The sequence below is a fragment of the Pseudomonas sp. 9_2_1 genome (genome assembly GCF_059295275.1).
The window spans coordinates 889,914-913,801 of the sequence record NZ_CM181239.1 but is presented as its reverse complement, the minus strand read 5'-3'; the positions used below and the strand labels follow the sequence as shown (position 1 = coordinate 913,801).

23 protein-coding genes and 1 tRNA gene are annotated in these 23,888 nt (G+C 62.1%); 6 read left to right on the top strand and 18 right to left on the bottom strand.

Annotated elements, in window-relative coordinates:
• Positions 1 to 3: 3 nt before the first annotated feature.
• Positions 4 to 1,053, bottom strand: coding sequence for a tRNA preQ1(34) S-adenosylmethionine ribosyltransferase-isomerase QueA (gene queA / locus AC5O5I_RS04045; RefSeq protein ID WP_172231411.1), 1,050 nt, complete (start codon positions 1,051 to 1,053; stop codon positions 4 to 6).
• A 105-nt stretch (positions 1,054 to 1,158) separates the two neighbouring features.
• On the opposite strand from queA, the gene AC5O5I_RS04040 reads away from it, so the two are divergent.
• The 3 genes from AC5O5I_RS04040 to AC5O5I_RS04030 all read left to right on the top strand — a co-directional run bounded on the left by AC5O5I_RS04040 (position 1,159) and on the right by AC5O5I_RS04030 (position 3,484).
• Positions 1,159 to 1,243, top strand: a tRNA-Leu gene (locus tag AC5O5I_RS04040).
• A gap of 450 nt (positions 1,244 to 1,693) precedes the next feature.
• Positions 1,694 to 2,347: a serine protease gene (locus AC5O5I_RS04035; RefSeq protein ID WP_172287078.1), complete on the top strand. Its 654-nt coding sequence runs from the start codon at positions 1,694 to 1,696 to the stop codon at positions 2,345 to 2,347.
• 249 nt (positions 2,348 to 2,596) lie between these two features.
• Positions 2,597 to 3,484: a bestrophin family protein gene (locus AC5O5I_RS04030; protein WP_172231414.1), complete on the top strand. Its 888-nt coding sequence runs from the start codon at positions 2,597 to 2,599 to the stop codon at positions 3,482 to 3,484.
• 130 nt (positions 3,485 to 3,614) lie between these two features.
• Here the strand turns inward: AC5O5I_RS04030 and phnE are convergent, their stop codons facing one another.
• Genes phnE through AC5O5I_RS04010 form a run of 4 tightly spaced genes read right to left on the bottom strand, consistent with a single transcriptional unit; the run spans position 3,615 to position 6,860 of the window.
• A complete protein-coding gene (gene phnE / locus AC5O5I_RS04025) occupies positions 3,615 to 4,382 on the bottom strand; it encodes a phosphonate ABC transporter, permease protein PhnE (protein WP_172288749.1) in 768 nt (255 codons plus the stop codon).
• Entirely contained in the window at positions 4,379 to 5,206 is an 828-nt protein-coding gene (locus AC5O5I_RS04020) for a PhnE/PtxC family ABC transporter permease (protein ID WP_172288747.1), read from the bottom strand. Before AC5O5I_RS04020 ends, phnE begins: the two co-directional genes overlap by 4 nt.
• Positions 5,200 to 6,009: a phosphonate ABC transporter ATP-binding protein gene (locus AC5O5I_RS04015; RefSeq protein ID WP_172221143.1), complete on the bottom strand. Its 810-nt coding sequence runs from the start codon at positions 6,007 to 6,009 to the stop codon at positions 5,200 to 5,202. Before AC5O5I_RS04015 ends, AC5O5I_RS04020 begins: the two co-directional genes overlap by 7 nt.
• Positions 6,006 to 6,860, bottom strand: a complete 855-nt coding sequence (locus tag AC5O5I_RS04010) for a putative selenate ABC transporter substrate-binding protein (RefSeq protein WP_172221146.1) — start codon at positions 6,858 to 6,860, stop codon at positions 6,006 to 6,008. Before AC5O5I_RS04010 ends, AC5O5I_RS04015 begins: the two co-directional genes overlap by 4 nt.
• Before the next feature lie 123 nt (positions 6,861 to 6,983).
• Here AC5O5I_RS04010 and selD point away from each other — a divergent pair, with 123 nt between their 5' ends.
• Entirely contained in the window at positions 6,984 to 8,018 is a 1,035-nt protein-coding gene (selD, locus tag AC5O5I_RS04005) for a selenide, water dikinase SelD (protein ID WP_172221148.1), read from the top strand.
• Positions 8,018 to 9,130 (top strand): tRNA 2-selenouridine(34) synthase MnmH, encoded by a 1,113-nt coding sequence (gene mnmH, locus AC5O5I_RS04000; protein WP_494512107.1) that lies wholly within the window; start codon positions 8,018 to 8,020, stop codon positions 9,128 to 9,130. The genes selD and mnmH overlap by 1 nt, the downstream gene beginning before the upstream one ends.
• 137 nt (positions 9,131 to 9,267) lie before the next feature.
• Here mnmH and AC5O5I_RS03995 read toward each other — a convergent pair whose 3' ends face one another.
• The 13 genes from AC5O5I_RS03995 to hmpA all read right to left on the bottom strand — a co-directional run bounded on the left by AC5O5I_RS03995 (position 9,268) and on the right by hmpA (position 22,045).
• Positions 9,268 to 9,654, bottom strand: coding sequence for a lysozyme inhibitor LprI family protein (locus AC5O5I_RS03995; protein WP_494512106.1), 387 nt, complete (start codon positions 9,652 to 9,654; stop codon positions 9,268 to 9,270).
• 20 nt (positions 9,655 to 9,674) lie between these two features.
• Positions 9,675 to 10,214 (bottom strand): hypothetical protein, encoded by a 540-nt coding sequence (locus AC5O5I_RS03990; protein WP_172286911.1) that lies wholly within the window; start codon positions 10,212 to 10,214, stop codon positions 9,675 to 9,677.
• Between the two features lie 222 nt (positions 10,215 to 10,436).
• On the bottom strand, positions 10,437 to 11,000 hold the full coding sequence (locus AC5O5I_RS03985) for a GNAT family N-acetyltransferase (protein WP_172221160.1): 564 nt from the start codon (positions 10,998 to 11,000) through the stop codon (positions 10,437 to 10,439).
• Between the two features lie 194 nt (positions 11,001 to 11,194).
• Positions 11,195 to 11,578 carry a YkgJ family cysteine cluster protein gene (locus tag AC5O5I_RS03980; RefSeq protein ID WP_172221163.1) on the bottom strand — a complete coding sequence of 128 codons (384 nt, stop codon included), beginning with the start codon at positions 11,576 to 11,578 and terminating at the stop codon, positions 11,195 to 11,197.
• Between the two features lie 159 nt (positions 11,579 to 11,737).
• Entirely contained in the window at positions 11,738 to 12,865 is a 1,128-nt protein-coding gene (locus AC5O5I_RS03975) for a hypothetical protein (protein ID WP_494512105.1), read from the bottom strand.
• 114 nt (positions 12,866 to 12,979) lie between these two features.
• Entirely contained in the window at positions 12,980 to 14,188 is a 1,209-nt protein-coding gene (gene alaC / locus AC5O5I_RS03970) for an alanine transaminase (protein WP_494512104.1), read from the bottom strand.
• A gap of 331 nt (positions 14,189 to 14,519) precedes the next feature.
• On the bottom strand, positions 14,520 to 15,407 hold the full coding sequence (gene cyoE / locus AC5O5I_RS03965) for a heme o synthase (protein ID WP_172221172.1): 888 nt from the start codon (positions 15,405 to 15,407) through the stop codon (positions 14,520 to 14,522).
• Between the two features lie 11 nt (positions 15,408 to 15,418).
• Entirely contained in the window at positions 15,419 to 15,751 is a 333-nt protein-coding gene (cyoD, locus tag AC5O5I_RS03960) for a cytochrome o ubiquinol oxidase subunit IV (RefSeq protein ID WP_172221175.1), read from the bottom strand.
• Positions 15,751 to 16,377, bottom strand: coding sequence for a cytochrome o ubiquinol oxidase subunit III (gene cyoC, locus AC5O5I_RS03955; RefSeq protein ID WP_172221178.1), 627 nt, complete (start codon positions 16,375 to 16,377; stop codon positions 15,751 to 15,753). Before cyoC ends, cyoD begins: the two co-directional genes overlap by 1 nt.
• Before the next feature lie 3 nt (positions 16,378 to 16,380).
• Entirely contained in the window at positions 16,381 to 18,399 is a 2,019-nt protein-coding gene (gene cyoB, locus AC5O5I_RS03950; RefSeq protein ID WP_172221181.1) for a cytochrome o ubiquinol oxidase subunit I, read from the bottom strand.
• A 3-nt stretch (positions 18,400 to 18,402) separates the two neighbouring features.
• Entirely contained in the window at positions 18,403 to 19,347 is a 945-nt protein-coding gene (cyoA, locus tag AC5O5I_RS03945; RefSeq protein WP_172221184.1) for a ubiquinol oxidase subunit II, read from the bottom strand.
• 558 nt (positions 19,348 to 19,905) lie between these two features.
• Positions 19,906 to 20,412, bottom strand: a complete 507-nt coding sequence (locus AC5O5I_RS03940) for a disulfide bond formation protein B (RefSeq protein ID WP_172221187.1) — start codon at positions 20,410 to 20,412, stop codon at positions 19,906 to 19,908.
• Between the two features lie 454 nt (positions 20,413 to 20,866).
• Positions 20,867 to 22,045: an NO-inducible flavohemoprotein gene (gene hmpA / locus AC5O5I_RS03935; protein WP_494512103.1), complete on the bottom strand. Its 1,179-nt coding sequence runs from the start codon at positions 22,043 to 22,045 to the stop codon at positions 20,867 to 20,869.
• Between the two features lie 154 nt (positions 22,046 to 22,199).
• Here hmpA and norR point away from each other — a divergent pair, with 154 nt between their 5' ends.
• A complete protein-coding gene (norR, locus tag AC5O5I_RS03930) occupies positions 22,200 to 23,753 on the top strand; it encodes a nitric oxide reductase transcriptional regulator NorR (RefSeq protein WP_172221193.1) in 1,554 nt (517 codons plus the stop codon).
• The last annotated feature ends 135 nt before the right edge of the window (positions 23,754 to 23,888 follow it).

The window sequence follows — 23,888 nt, the reverse complement described above, 5'->3', positions numbered from 1 at the left end:
GACTCATGCTTGATCCTCGGGCCCGCGTGGCGCCGGATTGCGGGTGATGAACATGGCATCACCGTAACTGAAGAAGCGGTACCCGTGCTCGACCGCCGCCGCGTAGGCGGCCATGGTCTCGGGGTAGCCGGCGAAGGCCGAGACCAGCATCAGCAGCGTGGACTCCGGCAGGTGGAAGTTGGTGACCAGGGCGTCGACTACATGGAACGGGCGGCCTGGGTAGATGAAGATGTCGGTGTCGCCGCTGAAGGCCTTGAGCACGCCATCGCGCGCTGCGCTTTCCAGCGACCGCACGCTGGTGGTACCGACCGCGATCACGCGGCCGCCACGGGCACGGCAGGCCTCGATGGCGTCGACCACATCCTGGCCCACTTCGAGCCACTCTTTATGCATGTGGTGGTCTTCGATCTTGTCGACCCGCACTGGCTGGAAGGTACCCGCGCCCACGTGCAGGGTGACAAAGGCCCGCTCGACGCCCTTTGCGGCAATTTTTTCCAGCAAGGCTTCGTCAAAGTGCAGGCCCGCAGTGGGCGCTGCGACCGCCCCGGCACGCTCGGCGTACACGGTCTGGTAGCGCTCGCGGTCGGCGCCCTCATCGGGGCGGTCGATGTAGGGCGGCAGTGGCATATGGCCGACGCGGTCGAGCAATGGCAGCACCTCTTCGGTGAAGCGCAACTCGAACAGCGTGTCATGGCGCGCGACCATCTCGGCCTCGCCACCGCCATCGATGAGAATGACCGCACCCTCCTTGGGCGCCTTGCTGGCACGCACATGGGCCAGAACCCGGTGGCTGTCGAGCACGCGCTCGACCAGCACTTCCAGCTTGCCGCCGGAGGCCTTCTGGCCAAACAACCGCGCCGGGATCACCCGGGTGTTGTTGAACACCATCAGGTCGCCGGGGCGCAGGTGGTCGAGCAGATCGGGAAATTGCTGATGGGCCAGCGCGCCGCTCGGCCCATCGAGGACCAGCAGACGGCTGCCATGGCGCTCGGCCAGTGGGTGGCGAGCGATCAGGGAATCGGGGAGTTCGAAGGAAAAATCGGCGACGCGCATGATGATGTTCGGTTCGGCAGGGCCGGGAAGTTTAGCCCAATGCGCGAAAATTGACCATGAAAGCCGATTGACCGACCAGCGGCGTCTCTCTATACTGCGCGCCACGCCCTGATGGCGGAATTGGTAGACGCGGCGGATTCAAAATCCGTTTTCGAAAGGAGTGGGAGTTCGAGTCTCCCTCGGGGCACCAAGATCCGGAAAAAACCGACCTTATGGTCGGTTTTTTTTCGTCTGCATTTTTTGCAAGCGCGCGTGAGCTCGCCGGGCTTATGCCCATCTATGTTCTGGGCTCAGGCACGCTTCATGCCGAGATGTTCAGAAAAGCGCAGCTGGTAGCCGTCCGCGTCAGCGTTTTCAATCGGATTTCTCATGACATGCCCCGAAGCCGCAAGCGTAAGCAAATCCAATTAAAGTCCCCGCAGGCGCCAGAGTCCGGCAGCTTGACGCCGCCCCAATGACTCCGGGCACTTCACGCATATCTGCACTCTATTGGCCATCACCGGGATTAACACTTAAGCTTTCATTCGTCGGATATATTCCGAAAGCATTGATAGCGTAATAGCACTTGGCCATAGTTGCGCTCCCTTTTATCCACCCTGTGTGACCCATGAAAACAATCGCGCCCTGTGTGGCAGCAATGATGCTGCTTAGTGGGTGCAATGGAGTGCCAACGTCGTACCTTTCAGATCCCGTCTACAGCCAGGCCTTTCTGGTGACATCTGGCCCGCCGCTGCCAATGTTGCTGATGGCCAGCGCCATCCAGTGGAACGAGGATTATGCAGTAACCGCCAAACATACCCCCTTCCTGCGCCACGTTGTCCATGAAGGCCTGGGCGATGTGGTGTTCTTCAAGCACAAGGCAGCCAAGGTCCCGCTGTGGCGCCAGTATGTGCCTGGTGAGGGGGTAACGGCGGTCGGCTTCAACAGCCTGATGATGCCGGTACAGGGCAAGGGCCATGCACTGCCGTCGCTGGTGCGCCTTGAAGGGACGCCAGGCAGTGTCTTCTACTCGGTGCACGACGGGCCTGTGGTCAAAGGCATGTCCGGCGGGCCGGTGTTCGCCGACGATGGCACGGTGGTGGGGATCAACATTGCGATCATCCCCAAAGGCGAGATCGACGCCAGCAAGCGCCCCGACCTCATCGGCAAGGCACGCATCAGCGTGTTCATGTCGTTCAGCGAAATAGACAAGGAATGGCGGCGTTACCAGTTTCAGCTGGCGCAAAAAGCCAAGACCGCTGCTCCTGTGGCTATCAAGGGGTATGTGGCGGTGGTTGCCAAACCAAAACCCTGAATTGGCGCTGGCCCGCATGTTCCTGGCTTCGCCATTGACCAGGAGCTGGTCGAGCGCCGGGCCGCAAAATTCGCGGACGAAATGCTGATCATGATGCAAGGCTAGCGGCCCCTTCGCGGTGAATCCGCTCCTACAGGGGCCCAGCCCTGTTGCTGAACACTTCTGTAACACCACCCTGACGAACAGCACCGAACCATGCCAGTCCCTCGACGTCCGATCCTGCATCCCCCGCGTTCCGAGGTACCCCGCGTGAAAGACATCATCGCCCGCAAGTACCGCCTGGTCGTGAAGACCATCGGTTACATCGGCTGGTCGCTGTTCTGGCTGCTGATCTGGGATGTGCTGGTCACCATCGACTTCATGCTGTTCTTCAACAGCAAGTTCACCCTGCCGCTGATTCCGCTGACCCTGCTGGGCTCGGCGCTGGTGGTGCTGGTGAGTTTCCGCAACAGCAGTGCCTACAACCGCTGGTGGGAGGCGCGCACGTTGTGGGGCGCGCTGGTGAACAGTTCGCGCAGCTTTGCGCGACAGACGCTGACACTGATCGATGACCGCGACGATGGGCTCAACCCGGTGAAGGCCACGTTGCTGCGCAGGCATATCGCCTATGTGAACTGCCTCGCCGCGCACCTTAAAGGCGAGCGCTGCCCGGATGAACTGATGGCCTTCATCCCGCCGGCAGAATTCGAGCGGCGCAACCGTTCGAACAACTTTGCCAATGACATTCTTGGGGGCTCGGCGGCCCTGCTGGCACGGGAATACCAGGCCGGACGCCTGGACAGCATTCGCCTGGCGCGGCTGGAATCGACCCTGGTGGACCTGTCCAATGCGCAGGGCGGCATGGAGCGCATCGCCAATACGCCGCTGCCCTACCCTTATGTGTATTTTCCGCGGTTGTTCATCACCCTGTTCTGCCTGATCGTGCCGGTCGGGCTGGTGGAGTCGCTGGGCTGGTTTACGCCGCTGGCTTCGACCGTGGTGGGGTTCATGCTGCTGGCCATCGAGCGGATTGGCACGGATTTGCAGAGCCCGTTCAGGTTCAGTGAGCACCAGATCCAGATGGACACCATTTGCGAGACGATCGAGCGCAATCTGGAATCGATGCAGCGGGAGGCGCAGTGTGGGGAGCTGGCCTAGCGCATGACCTCAAGGGCCCTATCGCCGGCAAGCCAGCTCCCACAAGGGAGCGTGAAAACCCGAAGACTTGCGCAATACCTGTGGGAGCTGGCTTGCCGGCGATGGGCCGCAACGCGGCCCCGGCTATCGGTCAGGCCCGCACATACCGCTGGCGCAGCACATCACTGAGCACATCCACCAGCAACACCAGCACCAGCATGCCCAGAATCACCGTGCTGGCCTGGGCCTCCTGGAACAGGCTCAGGGTCGTGTACAGCATCTGCCCCAACCCGCCCGCCCCGACCAACCCCAGCACACTGGCCATGCGGATGTTGTTCTCCCAGCGGTACAGGCTGTAGGCCAGCAACTGCGGCCACAGGTTGGGTAAGGTGCCATAGCAGAACGCCGCGATCTGGCTGCCACCCTGCAAGCGAATCGCCGCTGCAGGCTCCGGCGACGCATTTTCCAATGCCTCGGCGAACAGCCGCCCCAACACGCCAGCAGTATGCAGCGCCAGGGCCAGGGTACCGGCATTGGGGCCAAGGCCGGCCGCCAGCACCGTAAGGGCCGCCCATACCAGTTCCGGAATGGCCCGCAAGCCATTGAGCAGCAACCGCGACGCCGCCTGGAACGGCCAACCGAAGCGGCCCGCAGCCGGCAGCGCCAGCAGCATCCCCAGCACCATGGCCAGCAGCGTCCCCAGGCCGGACATGGCCAGGGTCTCCAGCGCCCCGTGCCAAACGGCACGCAGGTGTGCAGCCGACAGGTCCGGGTGCAGGAAACGCCCGGCATACTCCCCCATCTGCCCCAGCCCGCCGTTGCCCACCAGCGCCTGCAGGTCCAGCTCCAGGTAAGCGAACGAGGCCGCCACCGCCGTCACGATGGCAGCCAGCAGGAACAGGTTGATCACCCGGCTCATGCCAGCCTCCAGCGCAACAGGCGGCTAAGCAGGTCGGCCAGCATCACCAGCAGCAGGAAAGTCAGCAGCATGCTCGCCACCTCCGCACCGGCGAACATGCGCATCGACAAGTCGATCTGCTGCCCCAGCCCGCCAGCGCCTACAAAGCCCATCACCACCGACGCCCGCACCGCGCATTCCCAGCGGTACACGGTGTAGGACACAACCTCGGAGGCAGCATTGGGCAGAATGCCGTAGAGAAACGCCGCCAGCCGGCCGCTGCCCGCCTGCATCAAGGCATGCGCCGGGCGCTGGTCGACCGACTCGAAAATCTCGGCGTATACCTTGCCGAGCATGCCGCTGTAGGTGATGGCGATGGCCAGTACGCCCGCCGTCGGCCCAAGCCCCACAGCCCGCACAAACAGCAGTGCCCAGACGATTTCCGGCACACTGCGCAGGAAAATCAGCAACCCGCGCACAGGCAGGCGCAGCAACCGCGACCAGAAACCGGCCCGCCCACTGCGGGAGGCGGCACGCAGCGACAACGCTCGGCTAGCCAGCAGCCCTGCAGGAATCGCCAGCAACAACGCCAACGCCATGCCGGCAGTGGCCACCGCCAGGGTCTGTAAGGTGGCTTCGTACAGCAACGCAAGGAAATCGGCATCGTGTGCCGGCGGCCAGAAGGCGCCGGTGAAACTGGCGATCTGCTGCCGGTTCTCCGCCTGAAACAGCACCCAAGGGTCAAGTTCGCTCAATTGCACGCCTGGCCACAGCACCGCTACGGCCAGCAAGGTTAGCAGCAACCGCGGCATCAGGGCCGGGTCGCGCGCGTCAGCTGTCAGCATCGCGGAATCTGCACGGTCAGAGTCGGTCCCTGGGTGGGCGGCGAAGCCAGTTGTTCGTTGGCGTACAACGCATCCAGCATCTGCTCGCTCACCGCCTCGGCCGCGCAGTCGAACACCACCTGCCCGTCGCGAATGCCGATCACCCGCGGGAAGTGCGCCAGCGCCAGCTCTACTGCATGCAAGCTCGCCACCAGGGTCACACCATTAGCCTGGGCATGGCGGTTGAGCAAGGCCAGGCTATGGTCGGCCAACACCGGGTCCATTGCTGACACCGGCTCGTCAGTCAGCAACAGTTGCGGCCGCTGGTACAACGCCCGGGCAATCCCCACTCGCTGCAACTGCCCGCCGGACAGTTGGCCACATTGCACGAACAGCTTGTCGGCCAGGCCCAGCTCTGCCAGAACCTGGCGCGCCCCCGGTACATCGCTGGGGTACAGCAGGTTGAGCAAGCCGCGCAGCATTCCCCACTGCCCCAGGCGGCCGGCCAGCACCGCTGTCACCACTCGCTGGCGCGGCGGCAACGGCGGTGCCTGGTGCACCAGGCCTACCTGCGCCCGCAGGCGCTGACGTGCCCTGGCCGACAAAGCCCACGGCTGCTCGCCGAGCAGCTCCAGGCGACCGCTGCCAGGCCGAATAGCCGAAGCCATCAGGTGCAGCAAGCTCGACTTGCCCGCCCCCGACGGCCCGATGATGGCGACACGCTCGCCCTGCTCGATGCACAGGCTCACCGCGTCAAGCGCACGCACCTGGCCATGACGCAGCCCGGCACTGTGCAGATGGATAGCCACGTTGGAAGCAGTCACTTGAGCAGACCGGCCTCGCGTGCAGCTTGCTCGGTGCCCACGTAGTTTTCAGGCTTGGTCTCGATGAAGCGGCTGGCAGCCTGCAGGTCGAGGATCGCCTTGTGCTCCGGGTTGGCCGGGTCGAGGTCGAGGAAAGCCTTCTTGATCTTCTCTTTCAGCGCCGGCTCCATATTGCCGCGCACGGTCCAGTTGTAGTCGAAATAGGTCGGGGTGGTAGCGAACACCTTCACCTTGCCGGTATCGACCTTGCCGGCATCCACCAGCTTCTGCCACACGCTGGCATTGAGCACACCACCGTCCACCTTGCCGGCCTGCACCCAGGCCACGGTGGCGTCGTGGGCACCGGAATAGGCCACTCGGCTGAAGTAGTCCTCGGGCTTGATGTTGTCCTGCTTGAGCATGAAGTAACGCGGCATAAGGCTGCCCGAAGTGGACGAGATGGAGCCGAAGGCGAACGATTTGCCCTTGAGGTCGCTGAGGCTTTTCACGTCTGGGTTGGCGGTGATGAACTTGGAGGTGAACTGCGCATCCTGCTCACGCTGCACCAGCGGGGTTGCCTTCGGGTCCTTCAGGTGCACCTGGACAAAGGTGAAGCCGCCCAGCCAGGCCAGGTCCAGCCGGTCGGCAGCCAGCGACTCGACCACCGCCGGGTAGTCGGCTACCGGCACAAACTTCACCTCCATGCCCAGTTGCCTGGCCAGGTACTCGCCCAATGGCTTGAACTTGCGCTGCAATTCGGTCGGCGCTTCGTCGGGGATGGCGCTGACCCGCAGGGTTTCGGCGGCCTGGGCGACAACGGCACAACAAGACAGCACGAGGCCGGCGGCGAGCGCCAAGGGGCGTTTGAGCATGGGTGATCTCCGGTTCAATGGCGAGAAGAGCAGCGGGTAGCTGACCCGCAGAAGTATAAGAGCCACAGCCCCAAAGGCCAGCTTTGCTACAATCGCGCAACAATTTGACCTGCCGAGGTGCGTATGAGCGAGCCGATTCGCCTGACCCAGTACAGCCATGGTGCCGGCTGTGGCTGCAAGATTTCCCCCAAGGTGCTGGACGTGATCCTCGCCGAGAGCGGCGCCCAGGCCCTGGACCCGAAACTGTGGGTCGGTAACGCCTCGCGCGACGACGCAGCCGTGTACGCGCTGGACGAAGAGCGCGGTGTGGTCTCCACCACCGACTTCTTCATGCCGATTGTCGATGACCCCTACGATTTCGGCCGCATCGCCGCCACCAATGCCATCAGCGACATCTACGCCATGGGCGGTGATCCGCTGATGGCCATTGCCATCCTCGGCTGGCCGGTCAACGTACTGCCACCGGAAGTCGCCCGCGAAGTGATCCGCGGTGGCCGTGCGGTGTGCGCCGAAGCCGGCATCCCGCTGGCCGGCGGCCACTCCATCGACGCCCCCGAGCCAATCTTCGGCCTGGCCGTGACCGGCGTGGTCAGCAAGCGCCACCTCAAGCGCAACGACACCGCCACCGTGGGCTGCCAGCTTTACCTGACCAAGCCGTTGGGCATCGGCATCCTCACCACCGCCGAGAAAAAGACCAAACTGCGCGCACAGGACCAGGGCCTGGCCCGCGACTGGATGTGCACCCTCAACACCCCCGGCAGCCGCTTCGGCAAACTCGATGGGGTCAAGGCCATGACCGACGTCACCGGTTTCGGCCTGCTCGGCCATCTGGTGGAGCTGGCCGAAGGCAGCGGCCTTACCGCGCACCTGGACTACGCCGCCGTGCCGCGCCTGCCCAGCGTGGACCATTACCTGGCCGAGGGCTGCATCCCTGGTGGCACCCTGCGCAACTTCGACAGCTACGGCCACAAGATCGGCGCCCTCGGCGACGACCAGAAGCACCTGTTGTGCGACCCGCAAACCAGCGGCGGTCTGCTGGTGGCGGTGGCCCCGGAAGGTGTAACCGAATTCCTCGCGGTGGCCGCAGAGCTGGGCCTGAAACTGTCGCCGATCGGCACGCTGGTCGAGCGACAGAGCCACGCAGTCGAGGTGATCTGATGCGCCCCGACTGCACCGATTTTGCCCAGCTGTTCCTCGACGACGTGCCGATGATGGACATGCGTGCCCCGGTCGAATTCGCCAAAGGCGCCTTCCCGGGCGTGGTCAACCTGCCGCTGATGAATGACCAGGAGCGGCAGAAGGTCGGCACCTGCTACAAGCAGCAGGGCCAGGCTGCCGCCATCGCCCTGGGCCACCAGCTGGTCAGCGGCGCCACCAGACAGGCACGCCTGGACGCCTGGGTGGCGTTCACCCAGGCCCACCCCGAGGGCTACCTGTACTGCTTCCGTGGCGGCCTGCGCTCGCAGATCGTGCAGGGCTGGCTGCGCGATGAGGCGGGTATCCGCTACCCGCGCATCAAAGGTGGCTACAAGGCCATGCGCACCTTTTTGCTGGAGACCACCCAGCAGGCGGTCGAGCAGTGCGATTTCGTGCTGCTGGGCGGCCTGACCGGCACCGGCAAGACCGACGTGCTACACCAGCTGGGCAACGTGCTGGACCTGGAAGGCCATGCCAATCATCGTGGTTCCAGCTTTGGCAAGCGCGCCACTGCGCAACCAGCTCAGATCGACTTCGAAAACCAGCTGGCAATCGATGTGCTGAAGAAACGCGCCAGGGGCATCGGGCAGTTTGTGCTTGAAGATGAAGGGCGCATCGTTGGCAGCTGCACCGTACCCTTGGCGTTGTACCAAGGTATGCAGCAGTACCCGCTGGTGTGGCTGGAAGACAGTTTCGCCAACCGCGTCGAGCGCATTCTGCGCGACTACGTGGTCAACCTGAGTGCCGAGTTCGTCAGCGTGCATGGCGAAGAAGATGGCCGCCGCCTGTTTGCCGAGCGAATGCTGCAAAGCATGGCCAATATCCACAAACGTCTTGGTGGCGAACGTTACCAGAGGTTGTCGGAGACCCTGCGCCAGGCCCTGGAAGAACAGCAGCGCAGCGGCGCGGTGGACCTGCACCGGGGCTGGATCGAAGGCTTGCTCAACGAATATTACGACCCGATGTATGCCTACCAGCGCGATGCCAAAGCCGAGCGCATCGAGTTTGCCGGGGATGCCGTGGAAGTGCGCGAGTACCTCAAGGCCCGGGCGCTTCGCGAACCCCGCAAATAAAACCAGGGCCGCTTCGCGCCCCATCGCCGGCAAGCCAGCTCCCACCTGGACAGCGCAAGCCTCAAGCTGTGCGCTATCCCTATGGGAGCGGCGGTGCGGCGATTCGATTTACCCGCGAAGGGGCCGGAACAGGCAACTTACTGCCCCGGACTGAGCACCCGCTCCAGCTCGGCCGCCCGGTCGCGGGTCATGTCCATCATGCATGAACCACCCTCCAGCTGCGCCATGGTCCCGCCACTGGCCTGCACATGGAACTGGCAATTACCATCGCGGTAGGCCAGCCACTTGCGCTGTACATCGCGCAAGCTCTTCTGCTGCCCGGCATCCAGCTTGCCCATCAGTTGCTTGTACACACGGTTCAAGCGCTGGTCCTGCACGTGTGTCTCGGCCCCGATGCATTCACTCATGGCCACAGTACTGGAGGCCTTGTCCATGCACTGTCCATAGGCCGGCGTGTAGTCCTCCGCCACCGCCATTGGCAGCACGCCGGCCAGTGCCAGGCCTGCCAGATAATGCTTGATCATGCGAATCCTCCTTGTGGATATCACAGCGTCTGCGGCTGCTCAGGCGGCATCAGCACCTTGCCCGGCTCGAAGCGCAACGAGGGCATTTGAGTCGCCGTATACAAGGCCACGCCCAACGCCGCAATCAGCACCACGTCGAGCCAGCTCCAGCCCGGCATATCGTCGGCGCTACGCGCCTTCCAGCAATGCCAGGCCTGGCCCAGGCAGAACACCACTATCGCCGCCAGCCACAGGTAGAAGCCAAGACCAAAACCGGTCAGGTCATGGAATTCATAGGTCTGGTTATCCGGCAAACGGGTGATGCCGAAGCTGCTGGCCGCCAGGTACAGCGCTGCCAGCCCGGCCAGCAACGCCAGCCGGCGGAGCCGCCGATGCGCAAGGATGGCGACGGCCAGCAGCGGGTTGGCAAACCACTGGTACAAGCCGAAGGGCATGCCCCATGGCCCGTACAGCAGCATCTGCAGCGCAGGCATGTGGCGCCCGCCGCTCATCAGTGCACCGTCGAAAAACAGGGCGAGCAGGTACAGCAGCAGGCTGATGCTCAGGTAGAAAACGGGCAAGGGACACACCTGGGGAAAACGGGACAGACTGCGACCTTAACCCAGGCCCTGCCCCGCCACCAAACCTTCAGTAACTGCCGCGCAGGGTCACCATGAAATTGCGTGGTTCGCCGTAGTAGTTGCCATAGGTCGAAGTGCCCACGGTCTTGGTGGGTCGGCTACGGGTATGGAGCACGGGCCACAAGTGAGAATTGTGCCCGAACAGTAGTTGCCGCCATGAGACTATGCAACCGGTGGTTCCAGCAATAATCCGTAGATACCCGAGTCGGACAGTTCACCTGCCACGCACCAACGCGCCCGCAGGGTGCCTTCCAGCACGAAGCCCTGCCGTTCGAGGGTACGTGCCGAGCCTTGGTTGCGCGGGTCGATCTCGCCTTCCAGGCGGCGCATGTGCAGGGTATGGGCGAGGTAGTCGATGAAGCAGGTCAGCGCTTCGTCCATGTAGCCCCTGCCCTGCACCGCGCTGGCCAGGCAGTAGCCGATTTCGCCGCGGCGGGAGATGTCGTCGATGTTGAACAGCTGGACCATGCCGATGAGTTCGCCGTTGTCGCGGCGGTACATGCCGAGCTTGAGCTGATCACCGCTGGCATAGGCTTCGCGGTCGGCGGCCAGGGCGCTTTCGGCCTCGGCCAGGTCATGCCAGGGGGCATGGTGCCAATAACGCATGACCTCGGGGTCGGCCATGATCGCCAGCCACTGCGCGGCATCGGCATGGCGCATGGGGCGCAACTGCAGGCGCGGGCTGTCGAGGCAGAGGTCACTGGGGAAACTGCGGGGTGGGGTCACGCCGGATCTCCTGTCCATTGCTGGGGAGATGACAGTTTAACTTCATGTGCAAGGTTCGGGCATCCCGGGGCTGCTTTGCAGCCCATCGCCGGCAAGCCAGCTCCCACAAGGTCTCCACAGGGCCTGAGCCTCGTGCAGTACCTGTGGGAGTTGGCTTGCCGGCGATGGGGCCAGTGCAGGCGAGCAACAATGCCTCAGGCCACCTCAGCCCCATCATCCGGCCAGTGCGGCTCGTTGGCCCCCGGCGGGGTGAGCGGTGGCAGCCCGTACGCCGCCCGCGCATCATCACAGCTGGGGTTATGCACCCCACCCTCCCACGAAGCATCAAACTCGCGGCAAGGGCTGGAGCGATTGGCATAGATGGTACAGGCCACCTCTTTACCAATCTCGCCAGCAAGGCTGACACAGCGGCAAGGCTTGGCATCGGTGCCAATCATGGCAACGCGGGTTGGGTTGATCTGGACCACCAGGTCGTCCGGCACAACGCCCCCGGCAGACTGGCATTCGCCCCAGAAGAAGGACACACGGAAGTACCCGCAGCAGGCGCCGCAGTCAAGGCAAGGGTTATATTCGGACATGGTGCCACGGAGGGAAGGTTGTTGTTATCGGGTCTGGCCCGCGGCGCCATTTTTAATCCAAGCGGGGCCGGCTGGATAGAGGGCAGACGTAAAAAAAGTTGCCGCTGATCCGGCGCACGGGTGCGAGCGGCCAGTGACGTCACCGGCCGCCCGCTGCCGTCAGCTGATAGCCTTGTAGGTGCTGGCATTCCAGCGTTGCAAGGCCAACCCCTCGCGGGGGTGATAGGCGTTGCCCTGCACCTTGCTGAAATGCGTGGGGGCCAGGCCGCAATGCACCAGCCGGTCATGCTTTTCACCTTCGGTAAGCACGGTGTACGACTCGTTTCGCATGTCCTGGTAGCGCCCGTCCGCTGCAGCCATTGCCTTGTGGTATTGCATCAACTGGCTATCGTCGAGATTCAGGCGGTTGGCCAGCTGAACGCCCCAGCGAGTCAGGCATACCTCGGCAAAATGGCGCACGATCAGGCCAGGCTCGGCCAACACCTTGCCAACGCCCGCACCATCGGCCGAGGCGTTGCCCACCAGCGTGGCATGGCGCCCTGGCATCGGGTAGACGCAGATACGCGTGCTGCCGTGGACTGACGGGATGACACAGGCAAACCCTCTGGAGCGCTCATCCCGGGAATAGAAGCCTACGTATTCCCGGACATTGGCAGCCAACGTTACCCGCTCGGACTGCACGTTGCCGACCCCAGGCACTGGATCAATCGCGAATATGTTCACAGGTATCCCCCGCAGTGCAGGGTCGTTCGCCATGGCGTTGGCCAACATGTGGCAGCTGATCCCTCCCCTGCTCCATCCCACCAGGTTGACCTGGGTTGGCAGACGTGGCTCGCGGAACATGCTGATGATGCGCTCCTGCAGCTCCTGCGGGGTCGGCTGACGTACTCCATAGTCGTAAGTGCGCCAGAACCAGGAGGCCGTGGAAGCAGCATCCGGTATCGACACACCGGCGTCTTTCAGCCGTTCATATTCATCTTCGCTCAGTTTGCTGCGCTGCCAGCTGGTTTCACCCTTTATCAGCTGCAGCACATGGTTGACGTTCTCTTCCCAGCCGCGCCCGAACAGCTGGCCGCTCCAGTTGTAGTAACTGCCAGGCTCGACGAACAGGTTGTCATCCTGAAGGTTGCCGCTACCTGGACCGTCCACGGCTATCCAGTGGGCGAACTCGCGGCCCTGATCGTTGCTGGCAAGGGTCGAGACCAGTTCGCCGTTCCAGAAGTTGGGGTTGGCATCGTCGAAGCGGTGCGAGCCGGTGCCGCAGAAATAGGCGGTGAAGACACTCATGGGGGATCTCTTCGCTGAGAAATGAGTGCTGAAGATAGGTAGGCTGAGGCGTGGGATGCAGGCGGAAAGCTCGCCCGGCTGAAGATTCCGGGGCTGCTTTGCAGCCCCGGTTGCTTACTTGCGGCCGAGGCCGTCAGCCCGGAACATCTGACGGATACCGCGAATGGCCTGGCGAATGCGGTCCTGGTTTTCGATCAGGGCAAAGCGCACATGGTCGTCGCCATACTCACCAAAGCCGATACCCGGCGACACGCATACCTTGGCCTCGGCCAGCAGCTTCTTGGCGAACTCCAGCGAGCCGAGGTGCGCGTATTCCGGCGGGATCTTCGCCCACACGTACATCGACGCCTTGGGGTTCTCGACCAACCAGCCCAGTTCGTGCAGGCCCTTCACCAACAGGTTGCGGCGTTGGCGGTACTGCTCGGCAATATCGCGCACGCATTGCTGGTCGCCTTCCAGCGCGGCGATGGCCGCTACCTGCAAGGGGGTGAAGGTGCCGTAGTCGTGGTAGCTCTTGATCCGGGCCAGGGCGCTGACCAGTTCGGGATTGCCGACCATGAAGCCGATTCGCCAGCCAGCCATGTTGTAACTCTTCGACAGGGTGAAGAACTCCACCGCAATGTCTTTGGCGCCTGGCACCTGCATGATCGATGGGGCCTTCCAGCCGTCGTAGACGATGTCGGCATAGGCCAGGTCGTGGACCACCAGCACGTCATACTGCTTGGCCAGGGCCACCACACGCTCGAAGAAGTCCAGCTCCACGCACTGGGCAGTGGGGTTGGACGGAAAGCCGAGGATCATCATCTTCGGCTTGGGGATCGACTCGCGGATGGCCCGCTCAAGCTCGTTGAAGAAGTCCACACCCGGCACCAGCGGCACGGAGCGCACCTGGGCACCGGCAATCACTGCACCGTAGATATGGATCGGGTAGCTGGGGTTGGGCACCAGTACCGTGTCGCCCTGATCAAGGGTGGCCAGCATCAGGTGCGCCAGGCCCTCTTTCGAGCCGATGGTGACGATGGCTTCGCTTTCCGGGTCGATGTCGACCTCGTAGCGTTCCTTGTACCAGTTGGAGATGGCCCGGCGCAGGCGCGGGATACCGCGGGAGGTGGAGTAGCCGTGGGTGTCTTCACGCTGGGCGACCTGCACCAGCTTCTCGACGATGTGCGGCGGGGTGGCGCCATCGGGGTTGCCCATGCTCAGGTCGATGATGTCCTCGCCACGGCGGCGGGCAGCCATCTTGAGCTCGGCAGTGATGTTGAAGACGTAAGGGGGGAGACGATCGATGCGCGCAAAGCGGCGCGGCGAACCTGGGTTGGCCATGGCTTCCTCTGAATACGTAAGCGCCCGGAACCGTCCGAGCGACGTTGGCCGATATGGCGGCCTGGATCAGAAGATAGTGCCGAAACAGGATGCATGTAAAGGACAATTTCCTGTTTTTTAGATTTTTTCAGATCTATTCTTTGAAAATCAGGGATTTATTTCTTCAGGCATGGCCTCTTCGCGGGTGAACCCGCTCCCACAGGGATATCAAAACCCTCAAGCTTGTGGAGATCCTGTGGGAGCGGGTTCACCCGCGAAGAGGCCGGCCCAGGAAAAACCCATAAAAAAACCCCGGCACATGTCCGGGGTTTTCGTGAAACAGGCAGCTATTTCAGCGTGCGTAAGTCATCAGCACGTCCGCAGCCGTTTGGCTATCCACACCCATCATCACGCTCAGGGCAGTGACGGTGAGGATGGAGAAACCGAACACCTTGCGCGCCCACTTGCTATCGTCCTCGGCCTTGTAGCCACCCCATGCCATGTACAGCCAGTACAGGCCCATGGCAGCTGCCACGGCCAGGTAGCCGAGGCCGGCGTAACCGCCGAGGGTAAGCATCAAGGTGGCGAGCACGAACGCCAGCACGTACAGCACGATCTGCTTCTTCGCGGCAAGGATACCGCGTGCCACCGGCAGGACCGGAATATTGGCAGCACTGTAATCCTTGAAGCGGAAGATCGCGATGGCAAAGCTGTGCGGCATCTGCCACAGGCTGAACATCACCAGCAGGGTTACCGCAGCCAGGTCGAAGCTGTTGCTCACGGCGCAGTAGCCGATCACCGGAGGCATGGCACCGGACAGGCTGCCGACCAAGGTGCCGTGCACCGATTTACGCTTCAGCCACAGGCTGTAGAAACCGACGTAGACAACGAAGCCGATCAGCGCACAGAACGCCGCCAGCGGGTTGGCCTGGACATACAGCAGGCTGAAACCCGCCACCCCGAGCAGGGTGGCGTAGATCAGCGCGAGGGGCAGCGACATGCCGCCCTGAACCATGACGCGGTTCTTGGTGCGCTCCATCTTGTGGTCGATGTCACGGTCGATGCAGTTGTTGAACACGCATCCAGACGCCACCACCAGCGAAGTACCGATCACCACCGCCAGGAACAGGGCGAAATCCACATGGCCCTTCGAGGCAAGGAAGAAACCGCCTGCCACGGAAAGCACGTTACCGAAAATGATCCCCGGTTTGGTGATTTGGATAAAGTGCTTAACGGACATGCAGTCTTACCTCACTTGGCCATCATTTCGATGTGGATGTTGAACATGATCCACAGCGACAGGCCGACCAGCAGTGCAATAACCATCACGGTGAACAGGAACGTCGACACGTTGTTGCGTTGCTCTTTCGAGCGGTCCATGTGCAGGAAGTACACCAGGTGTACGACTACCTGGATCACGGCCATGGCAACGATGATCAGAACGGTCAGGTTCTTCGGCAAGCTGGCGGTCATCGCCAGCGCGAACGGGATCGCGGTCAGGATGATCGACAGTACAAAGCCGATCATGTACGACTTGACGCTACCGTGATTACCTTCGTGATGAGTGTCGTGTGCGTTAGCCATTACAGAACCCCCAGCAGGTAAACGACGGTGAATACGCAGATCCAGACCACGTCCAGGAAGTGCCAGAACAGGCTCAGGCAGCTCATGCGGGTCTTGGCGGTCGGCGTGATGCCGTGCTTGCTGATCTGGTACATCATGATTGCCATCCAGATCAGACCAGCAGTCACGTGCAGGCCGTGGGTACCGACCAGCGCGAAGAACGCCGACAGGAAGCCACTGCGCTGCGGGCCGAAGCCTTCGCTGATCAGGTGATGGAATTCATAGATTTCCATCGCGATGAAGCCTGCACCGAACAGGAAGGTCACAGCCAACCAGCCCAGTACGCCTGCTTTCTTGCCATCGAACATCTTCAGCATGGCGAAGCCGAAGGTGATCGAGGACAGCAGCAGGAACAGCGTTTCAACAGCTACGAAATCGAGCTGGAAGATGTCATGACCCGACGGGCCGCCGGCAAAACTGCCGGACAGCACCGCGTAGGTGGCGAAGAGCGACGCAAACAGGATGCAGTCGGTCATCAGGTACAGCCAGAAGCCCAGTACGGTCATCTGGCCCGAGTCGTGGTGGTGGTCGTCATGCCCATGGTCGTGACCATGAGCAGCGCCGCCGTGCATTACTTGACTGGACATTGATTACACCCGCTCAAACGATTCGACACGTGCGCCGGCAGGCAGAGCACCTGCTTTGGCCAGCGCTTTCAGACGCTCGCCTTCGATGCGCGCCACTTCTTCGGCCGGAACCATGTAGCCCTGGTCGTCACGTGCAGCGTGGCGAACGAAGACTGCGATGGTTGCCAACAGGCTCGCGCCCACCAGCCACCAGATGTGCCAGATGAAGGCGAAACCGAACACGGTCAGGAACAGACCCATGAACAGACCGGTGGAGGTGTTGCTCGGCATGTGGATCGCTTCGTACTTGGCCGGAACTTTGTACGCAACACCGGCTTCCTTGGCTTCGTGCCAGGCGTCCAGACCAACTTTCTCAGGCATGTGAGCGAAGTTGTAGAACGGAGGTGGCGACGAAGTGGACCACTCGATGGTACGGCCGCCCCATGGGTCGCCAGTGACGTCCATGTTGTCTTTGCGGTCGCGAACCGACACGTAGATCTGGATCAGCTGGCAAGCGATACCGAACAGGATCAGCACGGCGCCGACAACGGCTACGTACAGGTAGGGTTCCCACAGTGGGTTGTCGGAGTGGTTCAGACGACGGGTCATGCCCATGAAGCCCAGGGCGTACAGCGGCATGAACGCAACGTAGAAGCCCGACAGCCAGAACCAGAAGGCAGCTTTGCCCCACTTCTCGTTCAGGGTGAAGCCGAAGGCTTTCGGGAACCAGAAGGCGAAACCGGCGATGTAGCCGAATACCGCGCCACCGATGATCACGTTGTGGAAGTGCGCAATTACGAACAGGCTGTTGTGCAGGACGAAGTCAGCACCTGGTACGGCCAGCAGTACGCCGGTCATGCCACCGATGGAGAAGGTGACCATGAAGCCCAGGGTCCAGAGCATCGGTGCGGTGAAGCGCACACGGCCCTGATACATGGTGAACAGCCAGTTGAACAGCTTCACACCGGTCGGGATGGAGATCAGCATCGTCGCCAGGCCGAAGAAGGTGTTGACGCTGGCGCCGGCACCCATGGTGAAGAAGTGGTGCAGCCATACCGCAAAGCCGAGGATGGCGATCGCGCCCGATGCGTAGATCATCGAGTGGTGGCCGAACAGGCGTTTGCCAGAGAACGTCGAAGTCACTTCCGAGAACACGCCGAAGGCCGGCAGGATCAGGATGTAGACCTCAGGGTGACCCCACGCCCAGAACAGGTTGACGTACATCATCGGGTTCCCACCAAGCTCGTTGGTGAAAATGTGGAAGTCCAGATAACGGTCAACAGTCAGCAGAGCGAGTGCGGCAGTCAGAATCGGGAACGAAGCAACGATCAGTACGTTGGCCCAGGTGCAGGTCCAGGTGAAGATCGGCATGTCCATCAGCTTCATGCCAGGTGCGCGCATCTTCATCACGGTGACGAGGAAGTTCACACCGGTAAGCGTCGTACCCAGGCCCGATAGCTGTAGCGCCCAGATGTAGTAGTCGACACCTACCCCAGGGCTGTACTGGATGCCTGCGAGCGGCGGATAGGCAACCCAGCCGGTCTTGGCGAATTCACCAACGCCCAGCGAGATGTTGACCAGCAGCACGCCTGCCAGCAGCAGGTAGAAGCTCAGGGAGTTCAGGAACGGGAAGGCAACGTCACGTGCACCGATCTGCAGAGGAACCGCCAGGTTCATCAGGCCGGTGAAGAACGGCATCGCCATGAAGATGATCATGATCACACCGTGAGCGGTGAAGATCTGGTCATAGTGTTCAGGCGGCAGATAGCCTTCGGAGCCACCGGTAGCGGCAGCCAGCTGGGTACGCATCATGATGGCGTCGGCAAAGCCGCGCAGCAGCATGATCATCGCGACGATGATGTACATCACGCCGATCTTTTTGTGGTCGACAGTAGTCAGCCACTCGCTCCACAAGTAGGTCCACTTGCGGAAATAGGTGATAAGACCGACGACAGCGATACCGCCGAGCGCGATCATGGCAAGCGTCACCATGACTATCGGCTCGTGATAGGGTATCGCCTCCAGGCTTAGTTTACCGAACATCTCTTACTCCTCTGCACCGGCAGCTGGTTGCATACTCGTTTCCACACCCTTGGTAGTGGCCAGATCTTTGCTGCCTGCTTCTTCGTGGACCGGCTTGCCGCGGTTCATGCCTTCGTACTTGTCGACGATGGTCTGGAACAGCTCCGCTGGCGCCTCGCTGTACAGCGCGACTGGGACGTATTCGCTAGGCTTGACCAGAGCTTCATACTCGGCCTTGTCCAGCTTCAGTGGCGACTGCTTGACCTCGGCGACCCATGCATCGAAGTCGGCCTGGGAAGTGGCAGTAGCCTTGAATTTCATGCCGGTGAAACCAGCACCGCTGTAGTTGGCGCTGATACCGTCAAACACACCGTTCTCGTTGGCGATCAGGTGCAGTTTGGTGGTCATGCCAGCCATGGCGTAGATCTGGCCACCCAGGCCCGGGATGAAGAACGAGTTCATCACGGCGTCGGAGGTGACGCGGAAGTTGATCGGGGTGTTGGCCGGGAAGTTGATCTTGTTGACCGTAGCGATGCCCTGCTCCGGGTAGATGAACAGCCACTTCCAGTCCAGCGCGACCACGTCGATCTGGATCGGCTTGACGTCCGAATCAAGCGGACGGTAAGGGTCCAGCTTGTGGGTCGACTTGTAGGTGACGTAACCCAGGGCGATGATGATCAGGATCGGGATGATCCACACCGCGGCCTCGATCTTGGTCGAGTGCGACCAGTCGGGGGTGTAGGTGGCTGCCTTGTTGGAAGCACGGTACTTCCAGGCGAACGCCAGGGTCATGATGATGACGGGAATCACCACCAGCAGCATCAGGCCGGTTGCGATCAGGATCAGGTTCTTTTGCTCAATGCCGACCTGGCCCTTCGGGTCGAGCAGGGTCCAGTTGCACCCACTGAGTAAAAGCATGCCTAAAACGGGCAATATGCCAAACAGTCTGGGGTAACGCTTTTTACTCATCTCACGACCTCTAGATCAGCTTGCTTCAATGCAATTTGTGTTTTGGTAGCCAACACTTCGTCCTGCCAAGTGAGGCATTTTTCGCCCGTACTCGCTCCTGCCTGGGGTCCGACTGCAGGACCTTGGCTTCAAACGTGTTGGCGGTGCTTATGGTTTCGTAGGCAACAGGCCTGTACTTCAGACCAAGTCCATTTGGTGCGGGAAACGCGGAGGGGTGTCCGCCCGGTATCGCCGTTGGGCGAAACTTGACGAAGTCAGCAAAAAGGAGCGCTGGGGCTTCCTTCAATCCTGCGACTCGCAAGCAGTGCCGAACGGAAATTGGGGGCGATTGTAGTTAGGTCGCCAACCCTTGACTATGACTTATTGAGCAACAGTCTTTTACAGAATGCGTAACAATGATGCTCAATTATTCAACTTCGCGACAGTTTGTCGCACCCCGCCTGATAGGCTCCAAAGCCGCATTCTGCAAGGCCTCGGGGTTGATCTGGATCAAGCGGTGTGGACATTTTCCCTGTTCTCGTGCGGCGTAAAAGACCACACGCAAATCGGGACTTATGTCTAAGCCTGGCGTCGGTTGCGCAAGATCCCGAGCGGAACCAGGATGGCGGTCAGTACAAAGGCCACAAGCGCCCATTGCGCCAGTGACAGACCGAGAATCGGCGGGTACGGCGTGCTGCAGAAGCCGTCGACCTGGAACGCCAGCGGCCAGACTTTGGCCAGCGGCAGGTCATCCACGATCGGCTGCAGGGTGTCGATGCCGCAACTGACCATGGGGTTGGCGAGTATATACACATGGTTGCCGGCCGCAACGATTCCGCCAATTGCACTGACCACCACCAGCGCCTCGAACAAGGTCAGGCTGCGCCGCCCCGGCATCGCGGCAGCAAGGAAGGCGAATATGGCAATGAACAGCAGCGCGTAGCGCTGCAGGATGCACAACGGGCAAGGTGCCTCACCCAACACCACTTGCATGTAGAGGGCGCCGCCAATCAGCGAAATGCAGATCAGGCCCAACAGCACCAGAAAGCGCCGTTCCCGATTGAGGCGCGAGGTTTGTTCGTTCATTGCCGGTTCCTTCGATGGATAGTGGCAGCGTGGTCCGCCTGCCTTGCGCAAGTCTACACGCTGGGGCAGGGCCTTGGAGCGTGCCGAGGAAGCGGCGTGATAGCACTGCGCAGGGCTATCCGGTGTGGCTGAGACCGGCCGCAACGAGGTCGGTTCAACGTCGGGCGGCAAAAAAAAGCTGCCCGGATGCCGCGCAAGGGCGAGCCCCTCGACACCCGGAAGTGAAGGATACCGTGATTAAAGCAGGATTAAAGGTGAAAGCTGGGTGGGCGGTTTCATCTCTCTTTATATATAGGCAGGAAGGAGAGGTGCGGCCCAGCCACTGAGAATGCATAAGCCTGCACCGGCCCTATCGCCGGCAAGCCAGCTCCCACAGGGAACGCACAGGTCCTGGGGCCTGTGGTGTGCCTGTGGGAGCTGGCTTGCCGGCGATAGGGCCAGTACAGGCACTACATCACTCCAAGGCAGCCGCCGGCCCGAAGAACTCGTAGCGGCTCTGCTGCTCGGGCACACCCAGGCCCCTCAGCTGGCGCTTGACCGCCGCCATGAAGGCCTTGGGCCCAAGGAAGTAGGCATCCACGTCACGCTCTAGCGGCAGCCACTCGGCCAGCAGGTCTTCACTCAGCAGGCCCACGGCATCAGCCTGATCAGCACTGTCCTGCTCGGCATAGCAGTAGAAGCGCTTGAGCTGCGGGTGACGTGCGGCCAGCCCGTCGACCCAGTCACGGAAGGCATGCACGGCGCCATTACGCGCACAGTGGATGAAATGCACCTCACGCTGGGTTTGCAGTGCGGCTTGCAGCATCGCCAGGGTCGGGGTAATGCCCACACCACCGCTGATCAGCACCAGCGGCTTGTCGCTGGCAGCCAGGGTGAAGTCACCCGCCGGCGGGAACAACAGCACCGTCTCGCCCACCACACATTCATCGTGCAGGTAGCTGGAGACCTTGCCGCCCGCTTCGCGTTTGACGCTGATGCGGTATTCCTTGCCATCGCACAGCGCCGACAGGGAATAGTTACGACGCTGCTCGGCACCGTCTATGTCCAGCTTCAGGCCAATGTACTGGCCAGGCTCGGCCTTGAGCACCGGTTTGCCATCCACCGGGGCGAAATGGAACGAGACGATTTCGCTGCTTTCCTGCTCACGGCGCACCAGGCGGAATTCGCGAGTACCGCGCCAGCCGCCGGCGGCTTCTTCCTTCTGTTTATAGAGGTTTTCTTCGGCCCCAATCAGGATATCGGCCAACTGACCATAGGCCGCGCCCCAGGCTTCGATGACTTCGGGGGTGGCGATTTCCTTGCCCAGCACTTCCTCGATGGCACGCAGCAGGCAGCTGCCGACGATCGGGTAGTGCTCCGGCAGGATCTGCAGGGCAACATGCTTGTTGATGATCTGCCCCACCAGGCCGCCCAACTGCTCCAGCTGGTCGATATGCCGGGCGTACATCAGCACGCCATTGGCCAAGGCCCGCGGCTGGTCACCACTGGCCTGGTGCGCCTGGTTGAACAGCGGGCGTACCTGCGGGTACTCGCTGAGCATCATCTTGTAGAAGTGGGTGGTCAGCGCTTCGCCGCCGGTTTCCAGCAGGGGGACAGTGGCCTTGATGATTGCACGTTGTTCGGCATTGAGCATTGCAGCAACTCCTGAGCCTGAGGCTTCAAATGACTGCCTGTGCTATTACAGCAATCGTGCCAACTTTTATCCCCAGCAAAATCAGGGGTGTCATGGGCGCCGTGTCAAAACGACCCGCTCGAGCGTATAGTCATATCGACCAATAGGAGTCCATATGACTACAAAGCCACTGCTTACCGCCCTGCTGCCGCTGGTCAGCGATCTGTCGCGCGACTTGCCCGACCAGGAGCGCTACCGCCGCCTGTTGCAGGCCATGCGTTCGCTGTTGCCATGCGACGCCGCCGCGCTGCTGCGCCTGGACGGTGAGTGGCTGGTGCCACTGGCGGTGGACGGCCTTAGCCCCGACACCCTGGGTCGGCGCTTCCGGGTCAGCGAGCACCCGCGCTTCCAGATTTTGCTCAGCCGCCCGGAGCCTACCCGTTTCGCCAGCGACTCGGACCTGCCAGACCCCTACGATGGCCTGGTCAACGCAGCCGATGCCCACCTTGAAGTGCATGACTGCATGGGCTGCCCTTTGATGGTCGATGAGCGCCCCTGGGGCCTGGTCACCCTCGATGCCCTCACCCCCGGGCAGTTCCAGAGCCTGGAGCTGGAATCCCTGCAGGCCTTCGCCAGCCTGGCCGCCGCCACCGTTACCGTGGCCGAGCGCATCGAGCACCTGGCGCTACGCGCCGAAGACGAACACCACCGCGCCGAAATCTACCGCCAGGCCAGCGGCCAGGATAAAGAGCTGATCGGCCAGAGCCCTGCCCACAAGCGCCTGGTGGAGGAAATCCGCCTGGTCGGCGGCAGCGACCTGACCGTACTGATTACCGGTGAAACCGGCGTCGGCAAGGAACTGGTGGCCCAGGCCCTGCATCAGGCCAGCACCCGCGCTGACAAGCCGCTGGTCAGCCTCAACTGCGCCGCCTTGCCGGACACCCTGGTGGAAAGCGAGCTGTTCGGCCATGTGCGCGGTGCATTCACCGGCGCGCACGGTGAGCGCCGCGGCAAGTTCGAACTGGCCAACGGCGGCACGCTGTTCCTCGACGAAGTGGGCGAGTTGCCGCTGACGGTGCAGGCCAAGCTGTTGCGCGTGCTGCAAAGCGGCCAGCTGCAGCGCCTGGGTTCGGACCGCGAGCACCGCGTGGACGTGCGCCTGATTGCCGCCACCAACCGTGACCTGGCAGCGGAAGTGCGCAATGGCAACTTCCGCGCCGACTTCTATCACCGGCTCAGTGTGTATCCGCTGCACGTACCGCCATTGCGCGAACGTGGCCGCGATGTGCTGCTATTGGCGGGGTACTTCCTTGAACAGAACCGTTCGCGCCTGGGCCTGAACAGCCTGCGCCTGAGCAGCGAAGCCCAGGCCGCGCTGCTGGCCTACGACTGGCCAGGCAATGTGCGGGAACTGGAACACCTGATCGGCCGCTCGGCGCTAAAAGCCATGGGCCAGCACCCGGAGCGGCCGCGTATCCTGACGCTTGAAGCCACCGACCTGGACCTGCGCGTGGCGACGACCACGGGCGCCCTGCCCTCCCCCGCAGCCCCGCCTGCAGTGCTATCCCTGCCCGAAGGCGGGCTGCGCGAAGCGCTCGATCTCTACCAGCGTCAGGTGATCGAGGCCTGCCTGCAACGGCACCAGGACAACTGGGCAGCGGCTGCGCGAGAACTGGGCCTGGACCGCGCAAATCTGAGCCGCCTGGCCCGCAGGCTGGCGCTTCGCTGAGGCCTCTCTACCAAAGGATTAACCCAGAAAGCCATCTGGTTGCTTCCCGCCTGGCTGCTATATCTCCCTAACCACCCGAATCTCGACTAGCCGGTCGAGGCTGTGCTCAACGCCCGGTAAAGGGCTCTGTTGCGC

Excerpts from the sequence above, each read along its gene's own strand:
- queA (WP_172231411.1), bottom strand. The coding sequence starts at position 1,053 with ATGCGCGTCGCCGATTTTTCCTTCGAACTCCCCGATTCCCTGATCGCT.
- AC5O5I_RS04035 (WP_172287078.1), top strand. The coding sequence starts at position 1,694 with ATGCTGCTTAGTGGGTGCAATGGAGTGCCAACGTCGTACCTTTCAGAT.
- phnE (WP_172288749.1), bottom strand. The coding sequence starts at position 4,382 with ATGAGCCGGGTGATCAACCTGTTCCTGCTGGCTGCCATCGTGACGGCG.
- AC5O5I_RS04020 (WP_172288747.1), bottom strand. The coding sequence starts at position 5,206 with ATGCTGACAGCTGACGCGCGCGACCCGGCCCTGATGCCGCGGTTGCTG.
- AC5O5I_RS04010 (WP_172221146.1), bottom strand. The coding sequence starts at position 6,860 with ATGCTCAAACGCCCCTTGGCGCTCGCCGCCGGCCTCGTGCTGTCTTGT.
- selD (WP_172221148.1), top strand. The coding sequence starts at position 6,984 with ATGAGCGAGCCGATTCGCCTGACCCAGTACAGCCATGGTGCCGGCTGT.
- mnmH (WP_494512107.1), top strand. The coding sequence starts at position 8,018 with ATGCGCCCCGACTGCACCGATTTTGCCCAGCTGTTCCTCGACGACGTG.
- AC5O5I_RS03995 (WP_494512106.1), bottom strand. The coding sequence starts at position 9,654 with ATGATCAAGCATTATCTGGCAGGCCTGGCACTGGCCGGCGTGCTGCCA.
- AC5O5I_RS03980 (WP_172221163.1), bottom strand. The coding sequence starts at position 11,578 with ATGTCCGAATATAACCCTTGCCTTGACTGCGGCGCCTGCTGCGGGTAC.
- AC5O5I_RS03975 (WP_494512105.1), bottom strand. The coding sequence starts at position 12,865 with ATGAGTGTCTTCACCGCCTATTTCTGCGGCACCGGCTCGCACCGCTTC.
- alaC (WP_494512104.1), bottom strand. The coding sequence starts at position 14,188 with ATGGCCAACCCAGGTTCGCCGCGCCGCTTTGCGCGCATCGATCGTCTC.
- cyoE (WP_172221172.1), bottom strand. The coding sequence starts at position 15,407 with ATGTCCGTTAAGCACTTTATCCAAATCACCAAACCGGGGATCATTTTC.
- cyoD (WP_172221175.1), bottom strand. The coding sequence starts at position 15,751 with ATGGCTAACGCACACGACACTCATCACGAAGGTAATCACGGTAGCGTC.
- cyoC (WP_172221178.1), bottom strand. The coding sequence starts at position 16,377 with ATGTCCAGTCAAGTAATGCACGGCGGCGCTGCTCATGGTCACGACCAT.
- cyoB (WP_172221181.1), bottom strand. The coding sequence starts at position 18,399 with ATGTTCGGTAAACTAAGCCTGGAGGCGATACCCTATCACGAGCCGATA.
- cyoA (WP_172221184.1), bottom strand. The coding sequence starts at position 19,347 with ATGAGTAAAAAGCGTTACCCCAGACTGTTTGGCATATTGCCCGTTTTA.
- AC5O5I_RS03940 (WP_172221187.1), bottom strand. The coding sequence starts at position 20,412 with ATGAACGAACAAACCTCGCGCCTCAATCGGGAACGGCGCTTTCTGGTG.
- hmpA (WP_494512103.1), bottom strand. The coding sequence starts at position 22,045 with ATGCTCAATGCCGAACAACGTGCAATCATCAAGGCCACTGTCCCCCTG.
- norR (WP_172221193.1), top strand. The coding sequence starts at position 22,200 with ATGACTACAAAGCCACTGCTTACCGCCCTGCTGCCGCTGGTCAGCGAT.